The following is a 26308-nucleotide window of genomic DNA, read 5'->3' on the forward strand; positions in this document are numbered from 1 at the left end:
GGCACAACGTCGGGCCATGACCTCTTCTCGCGGTGCGACCGATGCCATTGCCCAGCAGCAGCGACGGCTCGTGGAGACCCTCCCGTTCTCGGACACCCGTGACTTCGAGGACGCCAGACGCGGCCTGGTCGTCCCCATCGAGGAACCGGTGGTCGCCGAGGACGGCACCGTCCTGTGGGACAACTCGACGTACGACTTCCTCGAAGGACAGTGCCCCGACACGGTGAACCCGAGCCTGTGGCGGCAGTCTCAGCTCGCGGCGATCGACGGGCTCTTCGAGGTGGTGCCCGGCATCTATCAAGTGCGCGGGATGGACCTGTCGAACACCACCCTGGTCGAGGGCGACGAGGGCGTCATCGTGTTCGACACGCTCCTCTCGGTGGAGACCGGGGCCGCTGCGCTGGCCCTCTACCGCAAGCACCGCGGGGACCGGCCGGTGAAGGCTGTGGTCATCACGCACTCCCACGCCGACCACTTCGGCGGGATCAAGGGCTTCGTCTCCCAGGAGGAGGTCGACGCCGGACGGGTGCGGGTGTTCGCTCCCGAGGGCTTCGTCGAGCACGCAGTGTCGGAGAACGTCTTCGCTGGCACCGCGATGAACCGTCGCGCGGCCTACATGTACGGAGCGGCACTCCCCCGCACTCCGCACGGCGGGGTCGGCGCCGGTCTCGGCCAGACCATCTCGACCGGGACCGTCTCCTTGATGGTGCCCACTGACCTGGTCACGACCACCGGCCACGAGGAGACGGTCGACGGCGTGCGAATGGTGTTCCAGATGGCGCCGGACACCGAGGCCCCCTCGGAGTTCCTCATCTACCTGCCCAACTTCAAGGCGCTCTGCGCCGCTGAGGACGCCACCCACAACCTGCACAACCTGCTGACGCTGCGCGGCGCGGTGGTGCGCGACCCGAACGGCTGGGCGAAGTACCTCACCGAGACCATCGACCTCTTCGGCGCCGACGTCGAGGTGGTGTTCGCCTCCCACCACTGGCCCACCTGGGGCAACGAACGGGCCGTGGAGTTCCTCTCCCTCCAGCGCGACCTCTATGCCTACCTTCACGACCAGACGCTGCGAATGCTCAACCAGGGCCTGGTCGGTCCTGAGATCGCGGAGGAGATCCAGCTGCCGCCGGCGCTGGAGAACGCGTGGAGCACCCGCGGCTACTACGGGTCGGTGAGCCACAACGTGAAGGCGATCTACCAGCGCTACCTCGGCTGGTTCGACGGCAACCCGGCCCACCTGTGGGAGCACCCTCCGGTCGAGCGGGCCACGCGCTACGTCGACCTCGCCGGTGGCATCGACGCGGCAGTCGCCGCCGCCAGGGCCGCCTTCGACAGCGGTGACTACCGGTGGGCAGCCGAGATCGCCAACCACGCCGTGTTCGCCGAACCCGAGAACGGGCCGGCCCGCGAGGTCCTCGCCGACACCTACGAGCAGCTCGGCTACGGCTCGGAGAACGGCACGTGGCGCGACTTCTTCCTCTCCGGTGTGACCGAGCTGCGCGGCGCCCAGTTCGGTACACCGACGGAGACCACAGCCCCCGACGTGATCGCCCAGCTCTCTCCGTCGATGCTGTTCGACGCCATCGCGATCCAGGTCAACGGACCGGCTGCGTGGGACGAGGACCTCAGCATCGACGTGGTGCTCACCGACACCGACGAGCGCTACCGGATCCGTCTCGCGAACGGCGTGCTCACACACAGCGGGCGACCCCAGCGCGGAGACGCCGACGCCACGTTGACGACGACGCGCCGAGCGCTCCCCGCGCTCGCCCTGGGCGGGCTGTCCGCCGAGGGCCTGGCCGACGCCGGCATCCGGCTGGACGGAGACGCGTCGGTGCTGGGCCGGCTGACCGCGGTGCTCGATCCCGGCGACAAGGACTTCGCGATCGTCACCCCCTGAGAGCGGAAGCGCCCGCATGAGTGATGTCGTCGTCGGGATCGCGCAGGTCTCGATCCTCACCTTCGTGGTGAGCTCGATGACCGGTCTGGGGCTGTCCCTGACCGCCCAGCAGATCCTCACTCCGCTCAAGGACGTCAAGCTGGTGTTGCTCGCACTGGTGGCCAGCTTCGTCATCGCGCCCGGCGGCGCGTGGGCGATCGCCGAGCTGTTCGGGCTGGACGACAGCCAGACCCTGGGCCTCCTGCTCCTCGGCGTCGCTGGCGGCGCTCCGTTCCTCCCCAAGCTCGCGCAGCTGGCGCACGCAGCGGTGGCGTACTCGGTCGGGTTGATGGTGCTGCTGATGGTGGGCACGGTCGGGTACGTACCGCTGGTGTTGCCGCTGCTGGTGGACGGCGTCATGGTCAGCGCCTGGGACATCGCCCGTCCGTTGCTGCTGCTGATGCTGCTTCCCCTGGCGGCCGCGTTGGTGGTGCGGGCACGCTACCCGGGGTCGGCGCGGCTGGCGCCGACCCTGAGCCAGGTCTCTACCGTCGCGCTCGCACTCGGCATCGGCGCCGCGGTCCTCATCGGTCTGCCGGAGATCTGGGACCAGATCGGGACCGGGGTGCTGCTCGCGACGCTGGTGCTCGTCGGCACCTGCCTGGTCGCCGGCTACCTCCTGGGTGGCTCCGGGCGTGACCAGCGGGTGACGAGCGCCCTCGGCACGGCCCAGCGCAACCTCTCGGCGGCCCTGCTGATCGCCGGTACCAGCTTCCAGGACACCCCGGAGGTGCTGGTCACCGTGATGGTCGCCAGCCTGCTGCTGACGGGCGTACTCCTGCTGGTGGCCGGCGAGCTGGGTCGCCGCACCGCGGCAACCACGGCCGCGGAACAGTGACCGGCACCGGCGACCCCCCGACGCGACAGGAACGCTCGGTGCGCCTGGGCCGACCGACCGGCAAGGACGCCGTCTCGGGCTTCGTGACGGGGCTGTTCTCGATCCCCGAGGGCATGGCGTACGCGAGCATCGGTGGCTTCGCCGCGCCGCTGGGCCTGTGGTCGGGCGTGGTGCCGACGATCGTCGGCTCGGTCTTCGCCCGCACGGTGCTCATGGTCACCACGTTGACCAGTGCGATCGCGCTGTCGTCGCAGAGCGTGCTGGCTGGGGCCGGCCTCGACCCGGGGGACGCCGGCGCACTCGCCACCCTGACTGTGCTCGTCGGCCTGGTGATGCTCGGCCTGGGGCTGCTGCGGCTGGGGTCGGTGATGTCCTTCGTCTCGACGGCGGTGATGACCGGCTTCACCACCGGCATCGCGTTGCAGATCATCACCGGTGTCATCGAGGACGCGACCGGCTACGACCCGACGCCCCACAACACGATCGCGAAGGTCGTCGACGCCGCGGCCCACATCGGGGACTGGAGTGGCACCACGGTGGCGGTCAGCCTGGCCACCGTCGGGGTCTGGGCGGCCTTCAGGGCAGTGCGTCCCCTCCGGTCCTTCGCGATCCTCATCGCCCTCCTGACGGTGAGCGTGGTGTGCGCGGTGGTCCAGCCCGAGGTGGAGCTGGTCGACGACATCGCCAGCATCCCACGGTCGCTGCCCCCGTTCTCCCTGCCCGATCCCGGCGCCGTCCCCGAACTGGCCCTGGGGGCGGTCGCCATCGCCCTGGTCGCGCTCGCCCAGGCCGCGGGCATCGGGGCCGCCGTGTCCAACCCGGACGGCTCCCGGCCTGACGCCTCCACCGACTTCCGCGCCCAAGGGCTGGCGAACGTGGCCGGCGGGCTGTTCTCCGCCCTCCCGACCGGAGGGTCCCTGTCCCGCACGGGTGTCGGCACCAGCGCCGGCGCCCGGACGCGCTGGTCCGGGATCTTCGCCGGCGTGTGGCTGGCCGTCATCGTGCTGGCGGTCGGACCGGTGGCCGGGAAGATCCCCATGGCCGTCATCGGCGGTCTGCTCCTCGTGATCGGAGGCGAGCTGCTGGCGGGCCGGTTCCGCGACATCGTGCTCGTCCTGCGGACCTCGTGGCTCTCCTCGGCTGCCATGGTGGTCACGTTCCTCGCGACCACCGAGCTCCCGCTTCAGCAGGCGATCTTCCTCGGAGCCGGCCTGTCGATCCTGCTGTACGCCGTCTCCGCGGCCGGCCGGGGGCAGCTCGTGGAGCTGGTCCCCGCAGGAGGCGGCGGCTGGCGCATCACCGAGCCGCCGCCCACGATCGCCAGCGACCGCACCACGGTCCTGCACTACGTCGGGGGCGGCTTCTTCGCCGAGGTCAACCGGCTCGAGGAGGAGTGGCCCGACCCCGGTGCCGCCTCCCAGGCAGCGGTCGTCCTGTCGATGCGCGGGTCCGGCGGCATCCCCTCCGCCACGTTCCTGAAGTCACTCGAACGCGCGTGCCTGCGGCTTCGCGAGCACGACGTCCACCTCGTCCTCTGCGGAGTCACCCCGGCGTTCCGCGACCTGCTCGAACGCACGGGGACCCTCGACGTCCTCGGCCACGACGCGGTGGTCGTGCAGAGCGAGCGTCTCCTGGACTCGGTCGCCACGGCGTACGCGATCGCCGAGCGGCGCCGCGCGGTCGACCCGGGCACTCGGTGACCCGATCGACCAGCAAAGGGTCGACACGTGCCGTCTCGCGAGCCACAATGGCCGCCACTGGCTGAACAGTCAGTTAATCGGATCCTCGCGTTCGGCGAGGTGTGGTGCGGATCGAGCATGGAGGGCGCGCATGAACTTCGACCCTGCTGATCCTGGCCTGCGTCGCAGGCGGCCACGACCCCAGCTCGGGCGCCGCGACGTGCTGCGAGGGGGCCTGTGGCTCGGTGTGGGACTCGGGGCCGCACCCCTCCTCAGTGCCTGCGGGGGCGACGGCTCACAGGGCGGTAGCGGCGCTCCCTACCCGCTGGCCCGGCCCGACAGCCCGGTGACCCAGCCGATCAAGGACAGCAACCCGGGGATCGAGGACGGGCTCGATCCCGAGACGGGCGGTGCCTTCAAGATCCTCAACTACGACCAGTACATGGCGCCCGGGGTGATGAAGGCCTTCGGCGAGCAGCACGGCGTCGAGGTTCAGGTCACGCCGTACACGACCTATGACGAGATGCTGGCGAAGCTCCGCGCACCGGGTGAGTCCTTCGACCTGGTCTTCCCCGGTCCCAGCGTGCTGAGCAAGATGGTCTACGCCGACCTCCTCCAGCCGCTGAACCACTCGTACCTGCCCCACCTCGAGAACGTCTGGCCGGAGTACCAGGACCCTTGGTACGACCAGGGTGCGCGCTACACCGTGCCCTACACGATCTACGGCACGGGCGTCCTCTACCGGGCCGACCGGGTGTCCAGCGTCCCGGACAACGGCTACGACCTGATGTGGGACGAGCAGCACGCGGGCAAGATCTACCTTCTCGACGACCAGCAGGAGGCGATCGCCATGTCCCTGCTGCGCAACGGGATCACCACGGACATCAACACCAGCGACCCCGCGCTCGTCCGCCAGGCCACCGACTCGCTCATCGAGCTGATCGATCGGGTGCAGGTCAAGGCGAACATCAACGCCTACTCCGAGGTGCCCGAGGGAACCGCCACGATCCACCAGGCCTGGTCGGGCGACGCTATCGCCGGCCAGTACTACCTGCCCAAGGGCGAGACTCCCGAGGTCCTGGCCTACTGGCGCCCCGACGACCCCTCGGAGCAGGTGATCGGCAACGACAGCATCGCCATCCCGGCAAGCTCGACCAAGCCCGTGCTCGCACACCTGATGATCAACGACCTGCTCGACAACAAGATCGGGCTGCGCAACTTCGGGTGGAACGGCTACCAGCCGCCGCTGACCAAGCTGTCGGGCCAGTACCTCGTCGACCAGGGCTACATCCCGTCGAATCTGGTCAACGCGGTGGTGGAGCCCGGCGACTTCGACGAGGGACTCACCTTCTACGAGGTCGCACCGAGCACCGAGGCCCTGTGGCGTCAGTCCTGGTCGCAGTTCAAGGCCGGTGGCTGAACCCCCGCACGACCACCGCCGTACGACGAGACGGCTGTGGCCGGCGCTCGCGCTCCCCGGCACGATCTGGCTCGTTGCCCTGTTCCTGGTGCCCGTCTACGCCGTCATGGCCGTCGCCTTCAGCGGCGACATCAACCTCTTCGGCGAGCCGATCCCGGCCTGGAGCCCCTGGGACTGGCAGTTCGCCACGTTCGGCCAGGTGCTCTCGGACTCCATCTCCGGTCCCTACCAGGCGGTGTGGCTCCGGACAGCCTCGTACACGGGCATCGCGCTGCTGATCTGCGTCGTCGTCGGCTACCCCGTCGCCTACTACACGGCCCGGCTGGCCGGGAAGCGGCGGGGACTGGTCCTGGCGCTGATCCTGGCGCCGTGGTGGATCAACTACATCACCCGGATGCTCGCCTGGGTCAACCTGCTGCAGGACGACGGCTACGTGAACAAGGCGCTCGGGATCTTCAGCATCGAACCCGTCTCGTGGCTGGGCGGCAATCCGCTCACCGTGGTGATCGCCCTGGCCTACGGCTACCTGCCGTTCTTCATCCTGCCGCTCTTCGCCTCCCTCGACCGGATCGACCAGCGACTGCTGGAGGCCTCGCGCGACCTCGGGGTGGGCACCGTACGCACGTTCCTGCACGTGACGCTGCCGCTGTCGAAGCTGGGCCTGATCACCGCCCTCGTCATCACGGCTCTCCCCATGGCAGGCGACTACTACACCAACACGATCGTCTCGAGCTCGCCGCGCACCACGATGATCGGCAACCAGATCGAGCTCTTCCTCCTCCAAGGCCCCTCGAAGAACTTCGGAGCTGCGCTGGTGCTGCTGCTCTCGCTCGTCCTGCTGTTCTTCATGACCTACTACCTGATCCTGACCCAGCGCGCGAGCAGGAATGCCCGATGACTCCCCCGTGGCGCAATCCCTGGCGCAAGCCGTACCTGCTGGCGACGTTCACCTGGCTCTACATCCTGTGGTCGCTGGTGCCCGTCCTGATCGCGGTGCAGTTCTCCTTCAACGACGGGCGGTCCCGCAGCACCTGGCAGGGCTTCTCGACGCAGTGGTACTGCTGCGCCGAGGGCTCGGTCGGCGAGGACCCCAGCCTGCTGCTCGCGCTGCAGAACAGCCTGGTCCTCGGCGGGGCGACCGTCCTGGTCGCCACCCCGCTGGGCGTCATGCTGGCGCTGGGACTCACGCGCTGGCGCTCGCGGACCAGCAAGGTGGCCAACGGCATTGCCCTGGTTCCCCTGGTCACGCCGGAGCTGGTGGTCGGCTCGGCGCTCTACCTGGTGATGGTCAACCTGTATCAGTTCGTGCCCCTGGGCCTGCCCGCCATGCTCCTGGGCCACGTGACGTTCTCCGTGTCCTACGTGCTGGTCGTCGTGCGAGCCCGGCTGCTGGCGATCGGCGGCGACTACGAGGCCGCGGCCCAGGACCTGGGCGCGAGCCCGCTCCAGGCGATCCGCACGATCCTGGTCCCGCTGCTGATGCCGTCGATCTTCGCCTCGGCGATGCTGGTCTTCGCCACGTCCCTCGACGACTTCGTGGTCAGCCAGTTCCTGTTCGGCGACGCGGCCAACGTCACCGTCCCGATCAAGCTGTACAACGCCGTCCGGTCGGCCCCCACCCCCGCCCTCAACGCCTTGGCCACGCTGCTGCTGGTCGCCTCGTTCCTGGCGCTGCTCCTCGCGTACGTCGGCCTGCGGGCGCGGCGGCGGGGCGAGCGCTCGGCGCTCGAGGACCTCGCCGACTACGGCTGATCGTCGGCGCCGACGAGAGCCGCCGGGGGCCGCGCCGCGCCTGCCAGCAGCCGCAGCGACTGCGGGGGCAGGTGGACCGTCACCGGTTGCCCGGTCGCAGGGACCTCGCCTCGCGCGGTGTTCGTGACCAGCGACTGCAGCACCGCACCGTGCGGCAGCCGCACCATCAGCTGGGTCGTCGACCCCAGGAAGACGGCGCGGTCGACCATGCCCGGGATCCGGTTCACCCCGGTGAGGCCGGGTTCCCGGACCTCGACGCACTCCGGACGGATCACCGCCCTGCGGGCCGTCGCGTCGACGCCGACAGGCGCCTGTGCCTCGAGGGTGAAGTCGCCGTACCGGACCGTGCGGGTCGCCGCGCCGCCCGGCAGGCACTCGACGTCCAGCAGGTTGGTGACGCCGAGGAAGTCCGCGACGAACTCGGTCAGCGGCTCCTGGTAGACCTCCTCCGGCGTCCCGAGCTGGACGACCCGCCCGCGGTCCATGACGGCGAGCCGAGCCGACATCTCGAGGGCCTCGTCCTGGTCGTGGGTGACGAAGACGAAGGTGATGCCGACCTCGCGCTGCAGCGAGGCGAGCTCGGCCCGCAACGAGTGTCGGAGCTTCGCGTCGAGCGCGCCCAGCGGCTCGTCGAGGAGCAGCACCGACGGCTCGAGGACCAGGGCCCGGGCCAGGGCCACGCGTTGCTGCTGTCCTCCCGACATCTGGTGGGGGCGGCGCCGGGCGTAGTCGCTGAGCCGAACCAGCTCCAGCGCCTTCCCGACGCGGGCCTCCCGGGTCCGCCGGTCGAGGTCCTTGCGCCACCGCAGGCCGTAGGCGACGTTCTTCTGGACGTCGAGGTGCGGGAAGAGCGCGTAGCTCTGGAAGACCGTGTTGACCGGGCGCTTGTGCGGAGGCATCTGTGCCACGTCGACCCCGTCGAGCAGGATCTGGCCGGCGGTCGGCTGCTCGAACCCGCCCACCATGCGCAGCGTGGTGGTCTTGCCGCAGCCCGAGGGCCCGAGGAGCGTGAAGAACTCCCCGGGCTCGATCTCGAGATCGACGCCGTCGACGGCAGTGACCCCGTCGAACTCCTTGCGGAGACCGATGATGGAGATCGCCCCGCCGCCGCCGTTGCGAGGGGAGCCTGCAGCGCCTTGGGGCATGCGTCGGAGTGTAGACAGCGTGATTCCGGTTTGTCAGGGATGACTGAACGTTTGCTCAGTGAGCCGTGACAGGAGAACTCGCTGACTGTACGGTTAGCGAATGGCTCCTGAGATCCGGAAGACCCTGCCCGGTGCGGCCTACCACTCCGCGGAGAGCTACGCCGTCGACACCGAACGGGTCTTCTACCGGAACTGGGTCTACGTGGGGCGTGCCGAGCGGATCGCCCGGCCCGGGGCCTGGATCCGCGTCGAGATCGCCGACGAGAGCATCCTGGTGGTCCGCGGCAAGGACGAGCGGATCCGCGCGTTCTACAACGTCTGCCGGCACCGCGGCTCCCGGATCTGCGACGAGGAGCAGGGCGAGGTCCGTACGCACCTGCGCTGCCCCTACCACGCCTGGGGCTACGCGCTGGACGGGACGCTGGTCACCACCCCCATGATCGACAAGGACGAGATCGACCGCCCCTCCACCTCCCTGTGGCCGGTGCACGTCGACGTGTGGGAGGGCTTCGTCTTCGTCAACCTCTCCCGCGAGGAGCCCCGCCCGCTGCTCGAGCACCTCGCCGACCAGATGGACGAGCCGCTGAAGCTGGCTCGGTTCGGCCTGGCCGACCTGCAGATCGGCCACGTCTCGACCATCGAGGTGCAGGCGAACTGGAAGATCATCATCGAGAACTACAACGAGTGCCTGCACTGCCCCACGATCCACCCCGAGCTGGTGGCCATGGTGCCGGCGTACCGGAAGGGTTCCATCTTCGAGGAGGGGCGCGACGACGGCGGCGTCTCCCTGGCCGACGGGCGTACGACGGTGGCACAGGATCCGCGGCTGCGGCTGCCGCTGCTGCCGGGGGTCCGCGGGGAGGACGATGCCGGGGCCTACTTCGGTGCCCTGGTCTATCCCACGATGTTCCTCGACGTCGACGGGTCCGCCTGCCTGGCGACGGCGGTCTTCCCGACCGGCCCGCAGAGCTGCCGACTCGTCACCGAGTACCTCTTCAGCCCCGAGGCGGTCGGTGACCCCGACTTCGACCCGTCGCCGGTCGTCAGCTTCAACGAGCTGGTGATCCAGCAGGACAACGACGCGTGCGAACGGGTCCAGCGCGGGGTGACGTCACGGGCGTTCGAGAACGGCGTGTTCCCCTCGAAGGACGGCTGGGTCTACGAGTTCGACCAGCGCTACCTGCGCGACGTCGAGTCGGTCTGACCCTGCGCCTCACCCGAGGACGACGCGCGCATCCAACGCCAAGGCCCCTCCCGGACCGGCGAGCACCGGGTTGAGCTCCAGCTCGACGAGCTCGGGGTGGGCGGCCGCGACGTCCGAGACCCGGGCGACCACCCTGGCCAGGGCGTCCAGGTCGACCGGCCTCCTCCCCCGCGTCCCGAGGAGCACGGGTGCGCCGTGCAGGGACAGCAGGAGCGTCCGTGCGGCGTCGACCGAGACGGGCGCCAGGGCGCACGCGGTGTCGTCGAGCACCTCGGTGAGGACGCCCCCGAGGCCGACCATGACCACCGGGCCGAACTTGGGGTCCCGCACCGCGCCCACGATCAGCTCCACCCCGTCGGCGAGGTCGGCCATCGCCTCCACCGAGACCGCGGGTGGAGCCAGCCGGGTGACCAGGTCGGCGTACGCCGCGCGCACCTGGCCACGGTCGGCGAGGCCGACGACCACCCCGCCCCCGTCTGACTTGTGCAGCCGTCCCGTCGCCTTGAGCACGACCGGGAAGCCCAGCGCGGACGACTCGAGCGCCGACTCCAGCCCCGCGGGGTCGGTGACCGTCAGGGCGACCGGGAAGGCGATCCCCGCGTCGGCGAACAGCGCCCGAGCCGCGTCGTACGACGTGTCGGTCACCGCCGGCGCCGGCTCCGGGCGCTCGCCGGCCAGACCCGTCGTCGCGGTCTCGACGAGGCCGGCGAGCACCGCGCCCCCGCGATCGACGTCGCGGTGCACGGGGATGCCGGCGGCCCGCAGCACCCGGCTGGCAGGGCTGTCCGGCTGGACCGTGTGCACGACGAGCGGCTTGTGCTGCGCCACGACGGCCTCGGCCATCTGCCGAGCCGCGGCCAGCTCGGGTCCCGCCAGGTCAGCGTGCCAGGCCGCGTAGCCCCCGAAGTAGCCCGTCAGCAGCACGCCGTCAACGTCGTCGCAGTCCAGCAGGACCTGGACACCCCGGGCGTAGCTCGCAAGGTCCCGCTCGCCGGCGCCGGCGAGGTCGACCGGGTTGGTGACCGTGGCCTGCGCCCACAGCGCGGCCTCGAGCTGGGTGGTGACCGGCCCACTGAGGACCGGCGTCTCCAGTCCCGCCACGGCAAGGGCATCGGCTGCCACCGCTCCGTGCCCACCTCCGTCGGTGAGGACCGCCACCCGGCGGCCGGACATCCGCCGTGGCGCGCGCAGCCCGACCAGCAGGTCGGCCAGCTGCGTCGGGTTGTCCACCCGGTGCGCGCCCGCCGCCGCGCAGACCGCGTCGACCACCATGGAGGAGCTCGTCAGCGCGCCGGTGTGGGAGGCGGCACTGCGTACCGCGGCCTCGCTGCGCCCGGGCGCGAGCACCACCAGCGGCTTGCCCACGCCCCGCAGGGCCCGGGCCGCGGCGAGGAACGCCCGGCCGTCGACGACGTCCTCGGTGTAGACCGCGACGGCCCGCGTCCCCCCGTGATCCACGCACGCCTGCAGGAACTCGACCACCCCGAAGTCCGCCTGGTTGCCCACCGAGACGAAGCGTGACACCCCCAGGTCGCGGTCGGCCAGGAGCCCGGCGAGGTCGAGCGCCAGGTTGCCGCTCTGGCTGAGCACCGCCACGTCCCCGGCAGGCAGCTCGGTGGGAGCCAGGTGGAGACCCGTCGTGGTGTCGACGACGCCCAGGCAGTTGGGTCCGACCAGGACGGCGCCCGCGTCGCGGGCGATGGCCACTCCTTCGGCCTCCAGCCGGGCCCCGTCGGCACCGACCTCGGCGAGCCCTGCCGTGATCGCCACGATCGCCCGGGCCCCGGCGGCGACGGCGTCGGCCACCGAGTCCACGAAGGCGCCCGCCGGTACGCACAGCACAGCCAGGTCCACGCGCAGGTCGTACGCCGCAGCGGCCGCCTGCGCGGACCGGTGGGTCGCAAGGCCGAGGACCTCGCCACCGCGGCGGCTGACGAGCAGCACCCGGTGCTCGCCCGGCGACGCCAGGGCTCGTCCGGCGATGATGTGACCCCACTTCGTGGGGTCGGCACTCGCACCGACCACGGCGACCGTGCGGGGCGAGAACAGGGCCTCGACCTGGTCGGCCGGAGAGGTGGCCGACGGCGCGGCCGGCGACCCTTGACGCCTCACCCGAGAAATCCTAGCATCACTGACTGACTGAACAGTCAAACAAGTGGGGGACATGGCTGCCGACGGATCGCGTGCCTCGACCGGGACCTCCCGGCCCGCCACCGCAGACGCGGCGCGGCCCAGCCAGCGTGAGCAGGCGGCCGCCGAGGCGCGCACCAGGATCCTGGCCGCGGCCGCCGACTGCATCGTCCGCGACGGCCTGGCGCAGGTCCGGATGGCCTCGATCGCGCGTACCGCCGGGGTCTCGGCCGGCCTGCTCCACTACCACTTCGACACCAAGGAGCTCCTCTTCGGAGAGGTGCTGAGGTACTCCCACGAGGTCTCCGCCGAGCTCAACCAGCGCGCGCTGTCGGAGGCCGGCGACGGTCCCGCGGAACGGCTCTCGTCCTTCCTCGACCGTTGCCTCCCCAGTGACGAGCAGCGCGCGGACGAGTGGCTGCTGTGGCAGGAGCTGGCGCTGCTGTGCATCCGCGACCCGCACCTCGCCAAGGTCGGGGCGGACCTCTACGAGGACCTCTACGCCACGCTGGCCGACATCGTCGGCGACGGCGTCGCCTCCGGGGTCTTCGACACCGCCCTCGACCCACGGTGGATCGCCGAGGCGGCGGTCGCGCTCACCGACGGCCTCGGTGGCCGCGTCCTGGCCAGGGACCCCAACCTCGGGATCGCGGAGGCCCGGAACACCATCGCGACCACGATCGGGATCCTGGTCGGGCACGACGGGCCGCTCCCTGCTCCGGTCCGCCTCGAAGGCGAAGCAGGCGCATGAGCCGCCCCGACGTCGTGGTCGTGGGCGCCGGCCTCGCCGGTCTGGCCGCCGCGCGGGACCTCGAGGCGGGCGGGGCGCAGGTCACGGTGCTCGAGGCCCGACCCCGGGTCGGCGGCAGGGTCGAGCAGGTCGAGCTCGCCGACGGCCGTCGCGTCCAGCTGGGTGGCGAGGTCGTCGGCAACGCCCACACCAGCTACCTCGAGCTGGTGGCGGAGCTCGGGCTGACGCTGAGCGCGTCGTACGTCGCGGAGCCGGGCGAGATCACCCGTCAGGTCCCCGGATCGGTCGACGTCGGCGAGTGGCCGTCGTGGTGCACCGCGGCCGACCGCGCCTCGCACGAGGAGGTGGAGGCGGCGCTGGTGAAGCTGCTGAGCTCGATCGACCCCGAGGACCCCTGGGCGTTCCCGGACCGCAGCGCGCTCGACCGGATGAGCGTCGGCGACTGGCTGCGCGAGGCGGGTGCCTCCCCCGGGGTCATGAGGCTGTGGGAGATGTTCCAGCTCAGCATGTCCGACGGCTCGATCGAGCGGACCAGCATGTTCGCCCACGCTCGCCAGCTCCGCGCGGGAGGCAGCGCCGGCAGCTACGACGTCGAGCAGTGGGAGAACCTGCGCGTCGCCGAGGGGTCGGCCACGGTGGCGCTGACGATGGCGGCCGCGCTGCACGACGTCCGCCTGTCGACGCCGGTGCGTCGCATCGAGGTCGGCGCCGGCGGCAGCGTGGTCACGACCTCGGACGGCGAGAGGCTGCGGGCCGACGCTGTCGTCGTCGCCGTGCCGTCCGGTCCCGCCCGCGACATCGACATCGACGGCGTCAGCGACGCCCGGCTGACGTCGCTGCGCCGGCAGCGGCACGCGTGGGCGGCGAAGTTCGTGGCCGCCTACGACGCCCCCTTCTGGCGAGAGCGTGGGCAGAACGCGCTCGCCGAGAGCGAGGGGGTGCTCGGGTCGACGTGGCCACAGCAGCGCGGCGTGCTGTCCGCACTCGTCCCTCCCGAGCGGTACGCCGCCTTCGCGGCGACCGACCCTGCCACCCGGACCCGCGAGGCGCTGGCGCAGGTCGCCGAGCTGTACGGACCGGAGGCGACCTCGCCGCTGCAGACGTGGACCCGGCTGTGGGGCACCGACCCCTGGACCCAGGGCTACGTCACCAACTGGCGACCGGGTGACGTGGAGGCCGTGGGTCCCCTGCACGGAACTCACGAGCCGCCCTTCTACGTCTGCGGCTCCGACCAGTGGGTCGCCGGCTACATGGAGGGGGCCGTCCGCACCGGTCGCGGCGCCGCTGCGGCCGCCCTGACCCGGGGCTGACCTGACCCACCGACCGCAGGAGATCGACCGCCATGGACTTCGGCCTGACCGACGAGCAGCGCAGCATCGTCGAGGTGACCCGCGCCTTCGTCGAGCGCGAGCTCCTTCCCCACGAGGAGGAGGTCGAGCGGACCGGGGTGCTCCGCCCCGAGCTGGCTGCACAGATCAGGGCCAAGGCGCTCGCTGCCGGGCTGTGCGCCGCCAACATGCCCGAGGAGGTCGGTGGGGCGGGACTGGACACGGTGACGTGGGTCCTGTTCGAGAAGGAGCTGGGCCGGACCGGCTACGCCCTCCAGTACACCGGGGTCCCCCGGCCCTCCAACATCCTGCTGGCCGGCACCGAGGCGCAGCGGGAGCGCTACCTCCACCCGTGCGTGCGCGGCGAGAAGATCGACTGCCTGGCGATGACCGAGCCCGGCGCCGGCTCCGACATGCGGGCGATGCGGACGCGGGCCACCCGCGACGGCGACGGATGGCGGATCCGCGGCACCAAGCACTTCATCAGCCACGCGGACGAGGCCGACTTCGTGATCCTGGTGGCGGTGACGGGCTCCGACGACGCGGGGCGAGCCGCCATGTCGGTGTTCCTGGTCGACCTGGACACCCCCGGGCTGACCGTGCACGACGGCTACCGCAACGTCTCCCACCGCGGCTACACCAACTCGATCCTGGACTTCGACGACGTCCGTGTCGACGAGGGGGCGCTGCTCGGCGAGGAGGGCAAGGGCTTCGAGCTCGCGGGCACCTGGCTCGGCTCCACCCGCCTCCAGGTCGCCGCCTCCTGCCTGGGCCGTGCCGAGCGCGCCCTCGAGCTCTCGGTCGCGCACGCGGCGAGCCGCGAGCAGTTCGGCCAGCCGATCGGCCGCTTCCAGGGCGTGGGCTTCAAGCTGGCCGACATGACGACCGAGCTGCGTGCGGCCGAGCTGATGACGTTGCACGCCGCCTGGAAGTACGACCGGGGCACGGCCACCGACGCCGACATCGCCATGGCCAAGCTCAAGGCCACCGAGATGCTGGCGATGGTCGCCGACGAGGCGATCCAGATCCACGGCGGGATGGGCCTGATGGACGAGCTCCCCCTGGAGCGGATCTGGCGCGACGCCCGCATCGAACGCATCTGGGACGGGACGTCCGAGATCCAGCGACACATCATCAGTCGGTCGCTGCTGCGGCCGCGAGGAGCCTGACATGTCCCCTGACACCCACGAGCCCGTCCGGACCCGTGCCGAGGACGGCGTCCTCGAGGTGACCCTGGACCGGCCGAAGGCCAACGCCATCGACCTGGCGACCAGCCGGGAGATGGGACGGGTCTTCGCCGCCTTCCGTGACGACCCCGACCTCCGGGTGGCGATCGTGCGCACCGAGGGCGACAAGTTCTTCTGCGCCGGCTGGGACCTCAAGGCCGCTGCGAGTGGCGACGCCGTCGACGGTGACTACGGGGTCGGGGGCTTCGGCGGCCTCCAGGAGCTCCCCGACCTCAACAAGCCGGTGATCGCCGCGGTCCACGGCCTGGCGATGGGGGGCGGTTTCGAGCTCGCCCTGTCGTGCGACCTGATCTACGCCTCGGAGACCACCCAGTTCGGCCTGCCGGAGATCAACGCCGGCACCCTCGCGGACGCCGCGACGATCAAGCTGCCCAAGCGGATGCCGTACCACGTCGCGATGGAGCTGTTGCTCACCGGACGCTGGATGCCCGCCGCCGAGGCGGCGCGGTGGGGCGTGGTCAACGAGGTGCTGCCCGACGAGGAGGCCGTGCTCGCCCGCGCCTGGGAGACGGCGCGGCTGCTCGCCGCCGGACCGCCGCTGGTCTTCGCCGCGATCAAGGAGACGGCCCGGGCTGCGGAGTCGCTGCGGTTCCAGGACGCCCTGGACCTGGTCACGTCGAGCAGCCTCCCGACGGTGGCGACCCTCTACACCTCCGAGGACGGGCTCGAGGGATTCCGGGCCTTCGCCGAGAAGCGGCGGCCGGTCTGGAAGGGCCGCTGAGCAGCACGGTGCCGGGATCCGGCCCGACGTGCGAGGATCTTGATTCGTGACCGACCCCGACCGCCGACGGCTTCCGCTCGACGTCGACACGGCGGCCAGGCCGATCCGTCCGGTGCAGGCGGTCCCGGGCTCCCCCAACGTGGTGATCGTGCTCCTCGACGACATGGGCTTCGGCGCCTCCACGGCGTACGGCGGTCCGTGCGAGATGCCGACCGCGCAGCGGCTGGCGGACGAGGGACTGCGCTACAGCCGGTTCCACGTCACTCCCCTGTGCTCACCGACGCGGCAGGCGCTGATGACCGGCCGCAACCACCACTCCGTGGGGATGGGCGTCACGAGCGAGATGTCGACGCCGGAGCCGGGCTACCACGCCTACCGTCCGGCCAGCGCGGCGACGATCGCGCAGATCCTCGGCGGCAACGGCTACTGCACCGCGGCGCTCGGCAAGTGGCACCAGACCCCGCCGGTCGAGGTGAGCCCGTCCGGCCCCTTCTCCCGCTGGCCGATGGGCGAGGGCTTCGACTTCTTCTACGGCTTCATGGGCGCCGAGATGAACCACTGGTACCCGCAGCTCTACCAGGGCCGCTACGCCGTCGAGCCCGACCGGCTGCCGGAGGACGGCTACCACCTCTCCGAGGACCTCGTCGACAACGCGATCTCCTGGGTCGAGAACCAGCAGGCCATCACGCCCGACCGTCCGTTCTTCACCTACCTCGCGCTCGGGGCGACGCACGCCCCGTTCCACGTCGCCCCCGAGTGGCGCGACAAGTACGCCGGCCGCTTCGACGCCGGCTGGGACGCGCAGCGCGAGCAGACCCTCGCCCGCCAGAAGGAGCTCGGCATCGTGCCGGAGTCGGCGGCGCTGGCACCGTGGGCCGAAGGGGTCCCCCACTGGGACGACCTCGACGAGACCGAGCAGCGGGTCGCGGCCCGCTTCATGGAGACCTACGCCGGGTTCGCCGAGCACGCCGACGTCCAGGTGGGCCGCTTCGTCGACGCCCTCGAGGACATGGGAGTCCTCGACGACACGCTGATCTTCTACCTGCTCGGCGACAACGGCGCGTCCGGCGAAGGTGGTCCGCGCGGCACGTTCCGCGAGCACCTCGTCGGGCACGGCATCCAGGACGACACGGCCGACATGGCCGCGCGGATCGACAGCCTGGGCGACGCCACCACGTACGGCATCTACCCGGCCGGATGGGCGCTGGCCATGAACACGCCGTACCCCTGGACCAAGCAGGTGACGCACCTCGGCGGCACCCGCGACGGCATGATCGTGCGCTGGGGGAACGGGATCGCGGCCCGCGGCGAGATCAGGCACCAGTGGCACCACGTGATCGACGTGCTCCCGACCATCCTCGAGGCCGCCGGGCTCGAGCCGCCCTCGACGTACGCCGGCGTCGAGCAGCAGCCCGTCGAGGGCACCAGCCTGCGCTACAGCTTCGACGACCCGGACTCGCCCGACCGGCACACCACCCAGTACTTCGAGATGATCGGCAACCGGGGCATCTACCACGACGGCTGGACAGCGGTGACCCGGCACGGGATCCCGTGGGAGATGGTCGAAGGGCCACGACGCCCCTTCGACGAGGACGTCTGGGAGCTCTACGACCACTCCGAGGACTGGAGCCAGGCGCGTGACGTGGCGCAGGACCACCCGGAGCGCCTGGCGGCGCTGCAGGACGTCTTCGACCGCGAGGCCGAGAAGCACCACGTCTACCCCCTCGACGACCGGGTCACCGAGCGCGAGAACCCCGAGGTCGCCGGTCGGCTCGACCTGCACCTGGGCCGGTCGTCGCTGTCCTTCGGCCCCCGGGTCGGTCGACTCACCGAGGAGGCGGCCCCCAACGTCAAGAACCGCTCCCACGTGATCACCGCCGACCTCGAGGTGGTCACCGGAAGCAGCGGCGTGGTGGTGGCCCAGGGCGGTCGGTTCGGCGGCTGGTCGCTCTACCTCACGGGTGGAGTCCCCCACTACGCCTACAACTTCGCCGGGCGCGACCTGGCCGTCGTCCGCGGTGGCAAGCCGATCCTCCCCGGCCGGCACGACCTCGTCGTCCGGTTCGACTACGACGGCGGACCGCCCGGCAGCGGCGCGCAGGTGACGCTGGAGGTCGACGGCTCGCCCGTCGGCTCCGGCCGGATCGCGGTCACCACGGCCTACTACTTCTCCTTCGACGAGACCTTCAACGTCGGGGTCGACCGCGGCACACCGGTGATCGACGACTACCTGCCGGTGCGGAACCGCTTCGAGGGACTGATCCACCGGGTGCACTTCGACCTGGGCCCGGTCTCGGAGGCGGTCGCCGACGAGGAGCGCGCCCGCGCCCACCTGACCCACCAGTGACTCCCGGACGGAGGCGCGGAAGGGGGCTCCGTTGCGCCTCGCACAACCCGTTGCGCATGACGGAACGGGCCAGAACTCGGCCCCAACCATTGACCCGGTCCCGGGACGACTTTATGTTCCGTAGATCAGCTACGTCGTCTTCGAGGTAGTGCAACGGAGGAGTCCCACGTGAACCAGCCTCGTCGCAACGGCCCAGGACTCTCCCGGCGCCAGCTCTTCAGGTACTCCGGCCTCGGCGTCGCCGCGGTCGCGGGCGGCAACCTCCTCACCGCGTGCGGGGGTGACGACGGCGGTGGTGGTGCGGGTGGCCCGCAGAGCTCCGGCGGCATCCTGATCCACGGCGCCACCGGCGGTGGCAGCAAGGACACCCTCGACCCGCACGCGCCGGTGACCAACCCCGACATCGCCCGCGTGAGCAACCTCTACGAGCCGCTGCTCTTCTGGAACAACAACTACGAGCTCGAGCCGGCCCTCGCGGAGTCGGTGGAGTCGTCGTCCGACGGCAAGACCTGGACGGTCAAGATGCGCCCGGACGTCACGTTCCACAACGGCAAGACCGTCACCGCCGAGGACGCCTGGTTCAGCATCCAGCGCGTCGCCGACCCGAAGGCCCCGCTCTCCGCGGGTGGCCAGCTCTCCCAGATCCTCGACTTCGAGTCGTCGAAGGTGGTCGACGAGACCACCCTCGAGCTCGCGCTCAAGGTGCCGTACGCGATCCTCGACGGGCTCCTGGCGGAGTACACGCTCGGCATCATCCCGACCGACTTCGACATCGCGAACCCGGTCGGCACGGGCGCCTTCACCTACAAGTCCTTCGACCCCGGCAAGACCAGCACCTTCACCAAGTACGCCGACTACTGGGGCGACCCCGCCTTCGTCGACGAGCTGCAGATCCAGGACTTCAGCGACGACAGCGCCAAGGTCAACGCGCTCCAGGCCGGCCAGATCCAGACGGTCGACAACCTGCCGTACAACCTGATCGAGACCATCGAGGGTGCCGGGGGCGGCGCCCTGGTCTCCGAGACGGGGGCCTGGGTCCCGTTCACGATGCGGGTCGACGTCGCGCCGTTCTCCGACGTCCGGGTCCGCCAGGCGATGCGCCTGATCGTGGACCGGCAGCAGATGATCGACCAGACGCTGTCGGGCTACGGCTCGCTGGGCAACGACATGTACGCGCCGTTCGACGCCGCGTACGCCAGCGACCTGCCCCAGCGCGAGCAGGACATCGACCAGGCCAGGTCGCTGCTGGCCGACGCCGGCCAGGAGGGCCTGCAGGTGGAGCTGTTCACCGGCGACGACATCGGCTCGGTGGCCCCTGCCGCCGCGAACCTGTTCGTGGAGCAGGCCAAGGAGGCCGGCGTCGAGGTGAAGGTCACCAAGAAGACGCCGTTCTACGACGACGACTACCTGTCCTACCCGTTCGCGCAGGACTTCTGGAACACGCGCAACTACATCCCGCAGGCCGTGGTCGGCACCTTCCCCCCGGAGCAGGGCGGCACCTACAACGAGACCCACTGGGACAACGAGGAGCACCGCAACCTCGTCAACCAGGCGGCGCAGGAGCTCGACGAGACCAAGCGGGCCGAGCTGCTCCACGACGCCCAGGAGATCGAGTACAACGAGGGTGGCCTGATCATCTGGGGCTTCCGTCAGCAGGTCGACGGCTATGCCGCCAACGTCCAGGGCCTCGAACCGAGCAAGTACCTCCCACTCGGCTCCTACAAGTTCAACAAGGTGTCGGTCTGAGATGACCGAGGCGGCGACGCTCCTCACCGATCCGCTGGAAGAGGTCGCGCCGCCGCGGGGCCGGCACGGCGCCGCGGCGTGGGCCGTGTGGATCGCGCGGCGGCTCGGCCTCGCCGTGCTGACGCTCTGGCTGGTCTCGATCCTGGTGTTCGTGGCGACCGCTGCCCTGGGCGACCCCGTCCGGGCGATCCTCGGCCGCGACTACGCCTCCAACCCCGGGCGGGTGGCGGAGCTGGAGGCACAGCTGAACTCCGACGCGTCGCTGGTCACGCGCTACGTCGACTGGCTCGGGGACCTGCTGACCGGAAGCCTCGGCACGTCGCTGGCGAGCGGCCTTCCGGTGTCGGACCTGATCTCCAGCAGCGTGGTCAACTCGGCGGTGCTGGTGTTCCTCGCGGCGGTGGTGATGATCCCGCTGGCGTTCGCCGTCGCGATGATCTCGGTGCACTACCGGCGCAGGCGTCCGGACACCGTGATCCAGACGATCCTGCTCGCGATGGCCGGCCTGCCCGAGTTCGTCATCGGCGTGCTGCTGCTCGCCCTGTTCGCGACCACGGTGTTCCAGGTCTTTCCCGCCGTCACGATCAGCTCGCCGACCGGGCACCCGTGGGACAACCCGGAGGCGATGGTCCTGCCGACGCTGACGCTGGTGCTGTGGGTGACGCCGTACGTGTCGCGCATCATCCGCGCCTCGCTGCTCGAGGTGATCGACAGCGAGTACGTCGAGCTCGCCCGCCTCAAGGGCATCCCCGAGAAGGTGGTGATGCGCAAGCACGCGCTGCTCAACGCGATCGTGCCGGGCATCCAGGTCATCGCGCTGCAGCTCGCCTTCCTGGCGGGCGGCATCGTGGTCGTCGAGACCCTGTTCTCCTACCCCGGCGTCGGTCTGCAGCTGGTGGACGCCGTGCGCAACCACGACGTCCCGGTGGTGCAGGCACTCAGCATGATCATCGCCGGCGTGTACGTCGTGGTGAACCTCGTCGCTGACCTCCTGTCGATCCTGCTGACCCCGCGCGCGAGGACGGCGATTTCGTCATGAGCACGGACGCGGACCCCTCGCTCCCCGACATCGAGCCGGCCGAGCCCTCGACGCTGCGCAAGGCGCTGCACCAGAAGCGGTTCACGGTCGGTCTCGGCATCACCCTGCTGCTGGTGGCGTTCGTCATCATCGCGCCGACCCTCTCGCCGTACGGCGAGAACGAGGTGGCCGGTCCGCCGTTCAGCCAGGACGGCGCCCTCGGCACCGACTACCTGGGCCAGGACGTGCTGAGCCGGGTCATGCACGGGGGCCAGGAGATCCTCGTCATCGCCTTCTTCGGCACCCTGCTCGGCATGGTGCTGGGCATCGCGATCGGCGTCGTCGCGGCCTACGGCGGCGGCTGGTGGGACGAGGTGATCATGCGCCTCAACGACGTGGTGCTGTCCTTCCCGCAGATCCTGCTGGCGCTGCTCGTGCTCACCGCGATCGAGCAGCCGTCGGCCCTGCTCCTCATCGGGCTCGTCGGCGTCTCCCACGCCCCGCGCGTCGCGCGACTCGCGCGGGGGGTCGCCCTCGGCATCGTGTCCCGCGACTTCGTCGTCGCGGCGGAGGCGCTCGGCGAGAGGCGCAGCCGGGTGATCCTGGCCGAGGTGCTCCCGAACATGAACGCTCCCCTGCTCGCCGAGGCCGGCCTCCGACTCACCTTCTCGATCGCCCTGGTCGGGTCCCTCGGCTTCCTGGGGTTCTCGACCAACCCCGGTGCAGCCAACTGGGGCCAGATGATCCAGGAGAACCGGCTGGGCCTGTCCACCCAGCCCTGGGCGGTGGTCGCGCCCGTGCTGCTCATCGCGATCTTCTGCATCGGCACCAACCTGATGGCCGACGGCATCGCCCAAGTGGCCCAACGGGGAGAAGACTGATGACCGCCACGACCAGCGACGACGCCGCGCGAGGGGTGCCCACCGGCGGTCTGGTCGTCGACGGCCTGGGGGTCACGCTGACCGGTCGCGACGTCGACGTCGTGGACGACATCGACCTGGTGATGAAGCCGGGTGAGGTCGTGGGCCTGGTCGGCGAGTCCGGCTCCGGCAAGACCACCGTCGGCACCTCGCTGCTCGGCTACGCGCGCGCCGGTGCGCTCATCTCGGCGGGCAAGGTCCTCCTCGAGGGCCGCGACGTGCTGGGCATGCCCTGGCAGGAGGTGCGCCAGGTCCGGGGCGAGGAGATCGCGTACGTGCCCCAGGACCCGGCATCGGCGCTCAACCCCGCCATCCGGATCGGCAAGCAGATCGTCGAGCTGCTGACGCTGCGTCACATCGGCACCACGGAGTCGCGACTGCAGGGCGCGCGCGACGGCCTGGCCGAGGTGGGCCTGCCCAACGACGACGAGTTCCTCAGCCGCTACCCCCACCAGCTCTCCGGAGGTCAGGTGCAGCGGGTCGCGCTGGCCATGGCGTTCCTGCCCAAGCCCAAGGTGCTGGTGCTCGACGAGCCGACGACCGGCCTCGACGTGACCACCCAGTCCCTGGTCCTGGCCACCATGGCCGAGCTGTGCCGCGCCCACGGTGTCAGCGCCCTCTACGTCACCCACGATCTCGCGGTGGTGGCCAACATCGCCGACCGGGTCGCCGTGATGTACGCCGGGCAGGTCGTCGAGCTCGGGCCCAAGGACGCGATGTTCCAGAACCCCTCGCACCCCTACACCCGCGCGCTGCTCGACTCGATCCCCCACCTGAGCCAGGCGCGCGCGCTCACGGGCATCCCCGGCCGGACGCCCGCGCCCGGCGCGCGTCCGGGAGGCTGCCGCTTCCACGACCGCTGCGCCTTCGTCGTTGACGGCTGCAAGGAGGCCGTGCCGGAGCTGCTCCGCGTCGCCCCGGACCACGACGTGCGCTGCATCCGGGCCGAGCAGATCGGCCCGTGGGACATCTCCCGGGGCACGGTGCCGGACTCCGACCCCGACAAGCCGCGGGAGATCATGCTCTCGGTCGAGGGCCTCAGCGTCTTCTACGGCCGCAAGCAGGTCGTCCACGACGTGAGCTTCGACCTCGCCAAGGCGGAGGTCGTGGCCCTGGTGGGCGAGTCGGGCAGCGGCAAGACCACGATCTCCCGCTCCGTGGGCGGGCTCCACAAGGACTGGACCGGGACCATCTCCTTCGAGGGCGAACCGCTGGCCACGAGTGCCCGGCAGCGGAGCGCGATCGAGCGCAAGCGCCTGCAGTACATCTTCCAGAACCCGTACCTCTCGCTGAACCCGCGGCTGACCATCGAGCAGATCGTCAAGCGGCCGATGGAGCTGTTCGGGATCTCCAAGGGCAAGGACGCGACCGACCGTGTGGTCGAGCTCCTCGACCAGGTCGCGCTGGGGCCGCGGATGCTGAAGTACCAGGCCAGTCGGCTCTCCGGCGGCGAGCGTCAGCGCGTCGCCATCGCCCGCGCCCTGGCCGCCGAGCCGGACGTGCTGATCTGCGACGAGATCACCTCGGCCCTCGACGTGTCGGTGCAGGGCTCGATCGTCGCGCTGCTCGAGGGGCTCCGCAAGGAACGCGGCATCAGCATGCTGTTCGTGACCCACAACCTCGCGCTGGTCCGATCCATCGCCGCACGGGTGGAGATCCTCCAGTCCGGCCGGGTCGTCGAGTCGGGGTCGGTCGTCTCGGTGATGGAGACCCCGCAGCAGGACTACACGCGTGACCTGCTCGCCCACAGCCCGAGGATCGACTGACGCCCCCGCACCGTTGCCGGCCCGCCACGTCCTGATCGACCCGCCGACCCAGAAGGAGCCACCCCTGTGAACCGCAACGTCATGATCACCTGTGCCCTGACGGGCGCCGGTGACACCGTCGGCCGATCCGAGCACGTCCCCGTCACCCCCGAGCAGATCGCCGAGTCCGGCATCGCCGCTGCCCGCGCAGGGGCGACGATCGTGCACATCCACGTCCGCGACCCCGAGACCGGGCAGGGGTCCCGGGAGGTCGCCCTCTACCGGGAGGTGGTCGAGCGGATCCGCGCCTCGGACGTGGACGTCATCATCAACACCACGGCCGGCATGGGCGGCGACCTCGTGCTCGACCCGCACGACCCCATGACCTTCCTCGAGGGCACCGATCTCGTGAGTGGGGTCGACCGGCTCCCCCACGTCGAGGAGCTGCTCCCCGACATCTGCACCCTCGACTGCGGCAGCCTCAACTTCGGCGAGGGCAGCCTGGTCTACGTCAGCACGCCGGACATGCTGCGCGAGGGAGCCAGGAAGATCCAGGAGCTCGGCGTCCGGTGCGAGATGGAGATCTTCGACACCGGGCACCTGTGGTTCGCCCGCCGGCTGGTCGAGGAGGGGCTCGTCGACGCACCCGCGATGTACCAGCTCTGCATGGGGATCCCGTACGGCGCACCGGCCGACCCGCTGACGCTGGCCGCGATGGTCCAGCAGCTGCCGGCGGACGCGGTGTGGGCGTCGTTCGCCCTCGGCCCGATGCAGATGCCCTGGGTGGCGCAGTCGGTGCTCCTCGGTGGGCACGTGCGCGTCGGGCTGGAGGACAACCTCTACCTGAGCAAGGGCGTGAAGGCGACGAACGCCCAGCTGGTCGAGCGTGCCCGGTCGATCGTGGAGAGCATGGGGGCCCACGTCGCCACCCCGGACGAGGGCCGCGAGATCCTCGCGTTGAAGCCCCGATGACCTCGGCCCGGGTGGGCCGGCCCGCACCGGCCGACGTCCGGACCGTCACCTGCGTCGGCGCCGGCGTGATCGGCGGCGGCTGGGTGGCCTACTTCTTGGCCCGGGGCTACCGCGTGGTCGCCTGGGACCCGGCCGAGGACGCCGAGCAGCGGCTACGCCACCTCGTCAGCGCGGCCTGGCCGGCGCTGACCGAGCTCGGCCTCGCCGATGGCGCCTCCCTCGAGCACCTCACCGTGGAGCACGACCTGGCGACGGCCTGCGCGCAGGCCGACTTCGTCCAGGAGAGCGCTCCCGAGGACCTCGAGCTCAAGCGTGCCCTGCTGGCCCGGATCGACGCCGCGACGCCCGTCGAGGTCGTGATCTCGTCGTCCACGTCCGGCTACGCCATGAGCGAGATGCAGACGGCGTGCGCCCACCCCGAGCGCACCGTGGTCGGGCACCCCTTCAACCCGCCGTACCTCATCCCGCTGGTCGAGGTGGTGGGCGGGGCCGCGACCTCGCCGGAGGCGGTCGCCTGGGCGTCGGACTTCTTCCGGCACACGGGCAAGTCCGTGATCACGATGGAGCGCGAGGTGCCCGGCTTCATCGCCAACCGGCTCCAGGAGGCGCTGTGGCGAGAGGCGCTCCACATGGTCGCCGCCGGGGAGGCCACGGTCGAGCAGATCGACCTGTCCATCACCGACGGCCCCGGGCTGCGCTGGCCGGTCCACGGCCCGATGCTGACCTTCCACCTCGCAGGCGGCCAGGGCGGCATGGCACACATGCTCGACCACTTCGGTCCGTCGCTGCAGTCCCCGTGGACCCGGCTTGTCGCGGCCGAGCTCACGCCGGCGCTGCGCGACGCGGTCGTCGACGGGTGCGACCGGGAGGCGGACGGCAGGAGCATCGACGACCTCGTGGCCGAGCGGGACCGGGGCGTCATCGCGATCCTGCGCGCGCTGGGGCGCGCGTGACCATCGATCCCGTGGTGTGGCGGGAGCCGGTCCAAGACGCGTGGATCGACTACAACGGCCACCTGTCCGAGCCCTACTACGTGCTGGTGTTCGGGCACGCCACCGACGCCGTCATGGTCCTGGTCGGGCTCGGCCCGGCGTACCGGGAGGCGCACGACGCGTCGCTCTACACGGTCGAGGCCCACGTCCGGTACCTCGACGAGGTGTCCGCCGGCCGCGACCTCGAGGTCCGCTCCTCGGTCATCGGTGCCACCGGCAAGCTGCTGTGGATCTGGCACGAGCTCTGGGTCGACGGCCGGTTGCGCGCCACCGAGGAGGTCCTCGGCGTGCACGTGGTCGGGGGCAGGTCGGCGCTGTTCCCGGAGGACGTCGCCGCCCGCGCGCGGGCAGCCCGCACCGAGCCGCCCGCGGAGGCCAGCGGCCGGATCCGGCCGCTCAGCTGACCGAGCC

General features: G+C 71.0%; 21 protein-coding genes. 19 read left to right on the forward strand and 2 right to left on the reverse strand.

Annotation, left to right across the window (positions count from 1 at the left end; translation table 11 throughout):
• The first annotated feature begins 16 nt into the window (after nt 1–16).
• The 6 genes from EXE57_RS03830 to EXE57_RS03855 all read left to right on the forward strand — a co-directional run bounded on the left by EXE57_RS03830 (nt 17) and on the right by EXE57_RS03855 (nt 7631).
• Entirely contained in the window at nt 17–1903 is a 1887-nt protein-coding gene (locus tag EXE57_RS03830; protein ID WP_135074164.1) for an alkyl/aryl-sulfatase, read from the forward strand.
• Nucleotides 1904–1919: 16 nt separating this feature from the next.
• Nucleotides 1920–2780 (forward strand): bile acid:sodium symporter family protein, encoded by an 861-nt coding sequence (locus tag EXE57_RS03835; protein ID WP_135074166.1) that lies wholly within the window; start codon nt 1920–1922, stop codon nt 2778–2780.
• 38 nt (nt 2781–2818) lie between these two features.
• Nucleotides 2819–4480 carry a SulP family inorganic anion transporter gene (locus EXE57_RS03840; RefSeq protein WP_135074168.1) on the forward strand — a complete coding sequence of 554 codons (1662 nt, stop codon included), beginning with the start codon at nt 2819–2821 and terminating at the stop codon, nt 4478–4480.
• Nucleotides 4481–4610: 130 nt separating this feature from the next.
• Nucleotides 4611–5879 carry a polyamine ABC transporter substrate-binding protein gene (locus EXE57_RS03845; RefSeq protein ID WP_135074170.1) on the forward strand — a complete coding sequence of 423 codons (1269 nt, stop codon included), beginning with the start codon at nt 4611–4613 and terminating at the stop codon, nt 5877–5879.
• Nucleotides 5872–6777, forward strand: coding sequence for an ABC transporter permease (locus EXE57_RS03850; RefSeq protein WP_135074172.1), 906 nt, complete (start codon nt 5872–5874; stop codon nt 6775–6777). The genes EXE57_RS03845 and EXE57_RS03850 overlap by 8 nt, the downstream gene beginning before the upstream one ends.
• Nucleotides 6774–7631: an ABC transporter permease gene (locus EXE57_RS03855; protein WP_135074174.1), complete on the forward strand. Its 858-nt coding sequence runs from the start codon at nt 6774–6776 to the stop codon at nt 7629–7631. Before EXE57_RS03850 ends, EXE57_RS03855 begins: the two co-directional genes overlap by 4 nt.
• Here the strand turns inward: EXE57_RS03855 and EXE57_RS03860 are convergent.
• Nucleotides 7622–8776 carry an ABC transporter ATP-binding protein gene (locus tag EXE57_RS03860; RefSeq protein WP_135074176.1) on the reverse strand — a complete coding sequence of 385 codons (1155 nt, stop codon included), beginning with the start codon at nt 8774–8776 and terminating at the stop codon, nt 7622–7624. The two genes, EXE57_RS03855 and EXE57_RS03860, sit on opposite strands and share 10 nt — an antisense overlap.
• 100 nt (nt 8777–8876) lie before the next feature.
• Between EXE57_RS03860 and EXE57_RS03865 the strand changes: the two genes are divergently transcribed.
• On the forward strand, nt 8877–9980 hold the full coding sequence (locus EXE57_RS03865; protein ID WP_135074178.1) for an aromatic ring-hydroxylating oxygenase subunit alpha: 1104 nt from the start codon (nt 8877–8879) through the stop codon (nt 9978–9980).
• A gap of 9 nt (nt 9981–9989) precedes the next feature.
• Here the strand turns inward: EXE57_RS03865 and EXE57_RS03870 are convergent, their stop codons facing one another.
• Nucleotides 9990–12092, reverse strand: a complete 2103-nt coding sequence (locus EXE57_RS03870; protein WP_208542958.1) for an acetate--CoA ligase family protein — start codon at nt 12090–12092, stop codon at nt 9990–9992.
• A gap of 52 nt (nt 12093–12144) precedes the next feature.
• Between EXE57_RS03870 and EXE57_RS03875 the strand changes: the two genes are divergently transcribed.
• The 12 genes from EXE57_RS03875 to EXE57_RS03930 all read left to right on the forward strand — a co-directional run bounded on the left by EXE57_RS03875 (nt 12145) and on the right by EXE57_RS03930 (nt 26301).
• Nucleotides 12145–12861, forward strand: coding sequence for a TetR/AcrR family transcriptional regulator (locus EXE57_RS03875; protein ID WP_135074182.1), 717 nt, complete (start codon nt 12145–12147; stop codon nt 12859–12861).
• Nucleotides 12858–14171, forward strand: coding sequence for a flavin monoamine oxidase family protein (locus EXE57_RS03880; RefSeq protein WP_135074184.1), 1314 nt, complete (start codon nt 12858–12860; stop codon nt 14169–14171). The genes EXE57_RS03875 and EXE57_RS03880 overlap by 4 nt, the downstream gene beginning before the upstream one ends.
• Before the next feature lie 32 nt (nt 14172–14203).
• Nucleotides 14204–15358 (forward strand): acyl-CoA dehydrogenase family protein, encoded by a 1155-nt coding sequence (locus EXE57_RS03885; protein ID WP_135074186.1) that lies wholly within the window; start codon nt 14204–14206, stop codon nt 15356–15358.
• 1 nt (nt 15359) lies between these two features.
• Complete coding sequence (locus EXE57_RS03890; protein ID WP_135074188.1) at nt 15360–16157, forward strand: enoyl-CoA hydratase-related protein; 798 nt, start codon at nt 15360–15362, stop codon at nt 16155–16157.
• Nucleotides 16158–16203: 46 nt separating this feature from the next.
• A complete protein-coding gene (locus EXE57_RS03895) occupies nt 16204–18504 on the forward strand; it encodes an arylsulfatase (RefSeq protein WP_135074190.1) in 2301 nt (766 codons plus the stop codon).
• Between the two features lie 168 nt (nt 18505–18672).
• Entirely contained in the window at nt 18673–20250 is a 1578-nt protein-coding gene (locus EXE57_RS03900; protein ID WP_208542959.1) for an ABC transporter substrate-binding protein, read from the forward strand.
• A 1-nt stretch (nt 20251) separates the two neighbouring features.
• Nucleotides 20252–21289, forward strand: coding sequence for an ABC transporter permease (locus tag EXE57_RS03905; protein ID WP_135074192.1), 1038 nt, complete (start codon nt 20252–20254; stop codon nt 21287–21289).
• On the forward strand, nt 21286–22149 hold the full coding sequence (locus EXE57_RS03910; RefSeq protein ID WP_135074194.1) for an ABC transporter permease: 864 nt from the start codon (nt 21286–21288) through the stop codon (nt 22147–22149). Before EXE57_RS03905 ends, EXE57_RS03910 begins: the two co-directional genes overlap by 4 nt.
• A complete protein-coding gene (locus tag EXE57_RS03915; RefSeq protein ID WP_135074196.1) occupies nt 22149–23954 on the forward strand; it encodes an ABC transporter ATP-binding protein in 1806 nt (601 codons plus the stop codon). The genes EXE57_RS03910 and EXE57_RS03915 overlap by 1 nt, the downstream gene beginning before the upstream one ends.
• A gap of 66 nt (nt 23955–24020) precedes the next feature.
• Nucleotides 24021–24905 carry a beta-keto acid cleavage family enzyme gene (locus EXE57_RS03920; protein ID WP_135074198.1) on the forward strand — a complete coding sequence of 295 codons (885 nt, stop codon included), beginning with the start codon at nt 24021–24023 and terminating at the stop codon, nt 24903–24905.
• Nucleotides 24902–25858, forward strand: coding sequence for a 3-hydroxyacyl-CoA dehydrogenase NAD-binding domain-containing protein (locus EXE57_RS03925; RefSeq protein ID WP_135074200.1), 957 nt, complete (start codon nt 24902–24904; stop codon nt 25856–25858). Before EXE57_RS03920 ends, EXE57_RS03925 begins: the two co-directional genes overlap by 4 nt.
• The gene (locus EXE57_RS03930; RefSeq protein WP_135074202.1) at nt 25855–26301 is read left to right on the forward strand and encodes a thioesterase family protein; all 447 of its coding nucleotides are present in this window, start codon (nt 25855–25857) and stop codon (nt 26299–26301) included. Before EXE57_RS03925 ends, EXE57_RS03930 begins: the two co-directional genes overlap by 4 nt.
• Nucleotides 26302–26308 lie beyond the last annotated feature (7 nt).

The sequence above is a fragment of the Nocardioides euryhalodurans genome (assembly GCF_004564375.1).
GTDB classification, from domain to species: domain Bacteria; phylum Actinomycetota; class Actinomycetes; order Propionibacteriales; family Nocardioidaceae; genus Nocardioides; species Nocardioides euryhalodurans.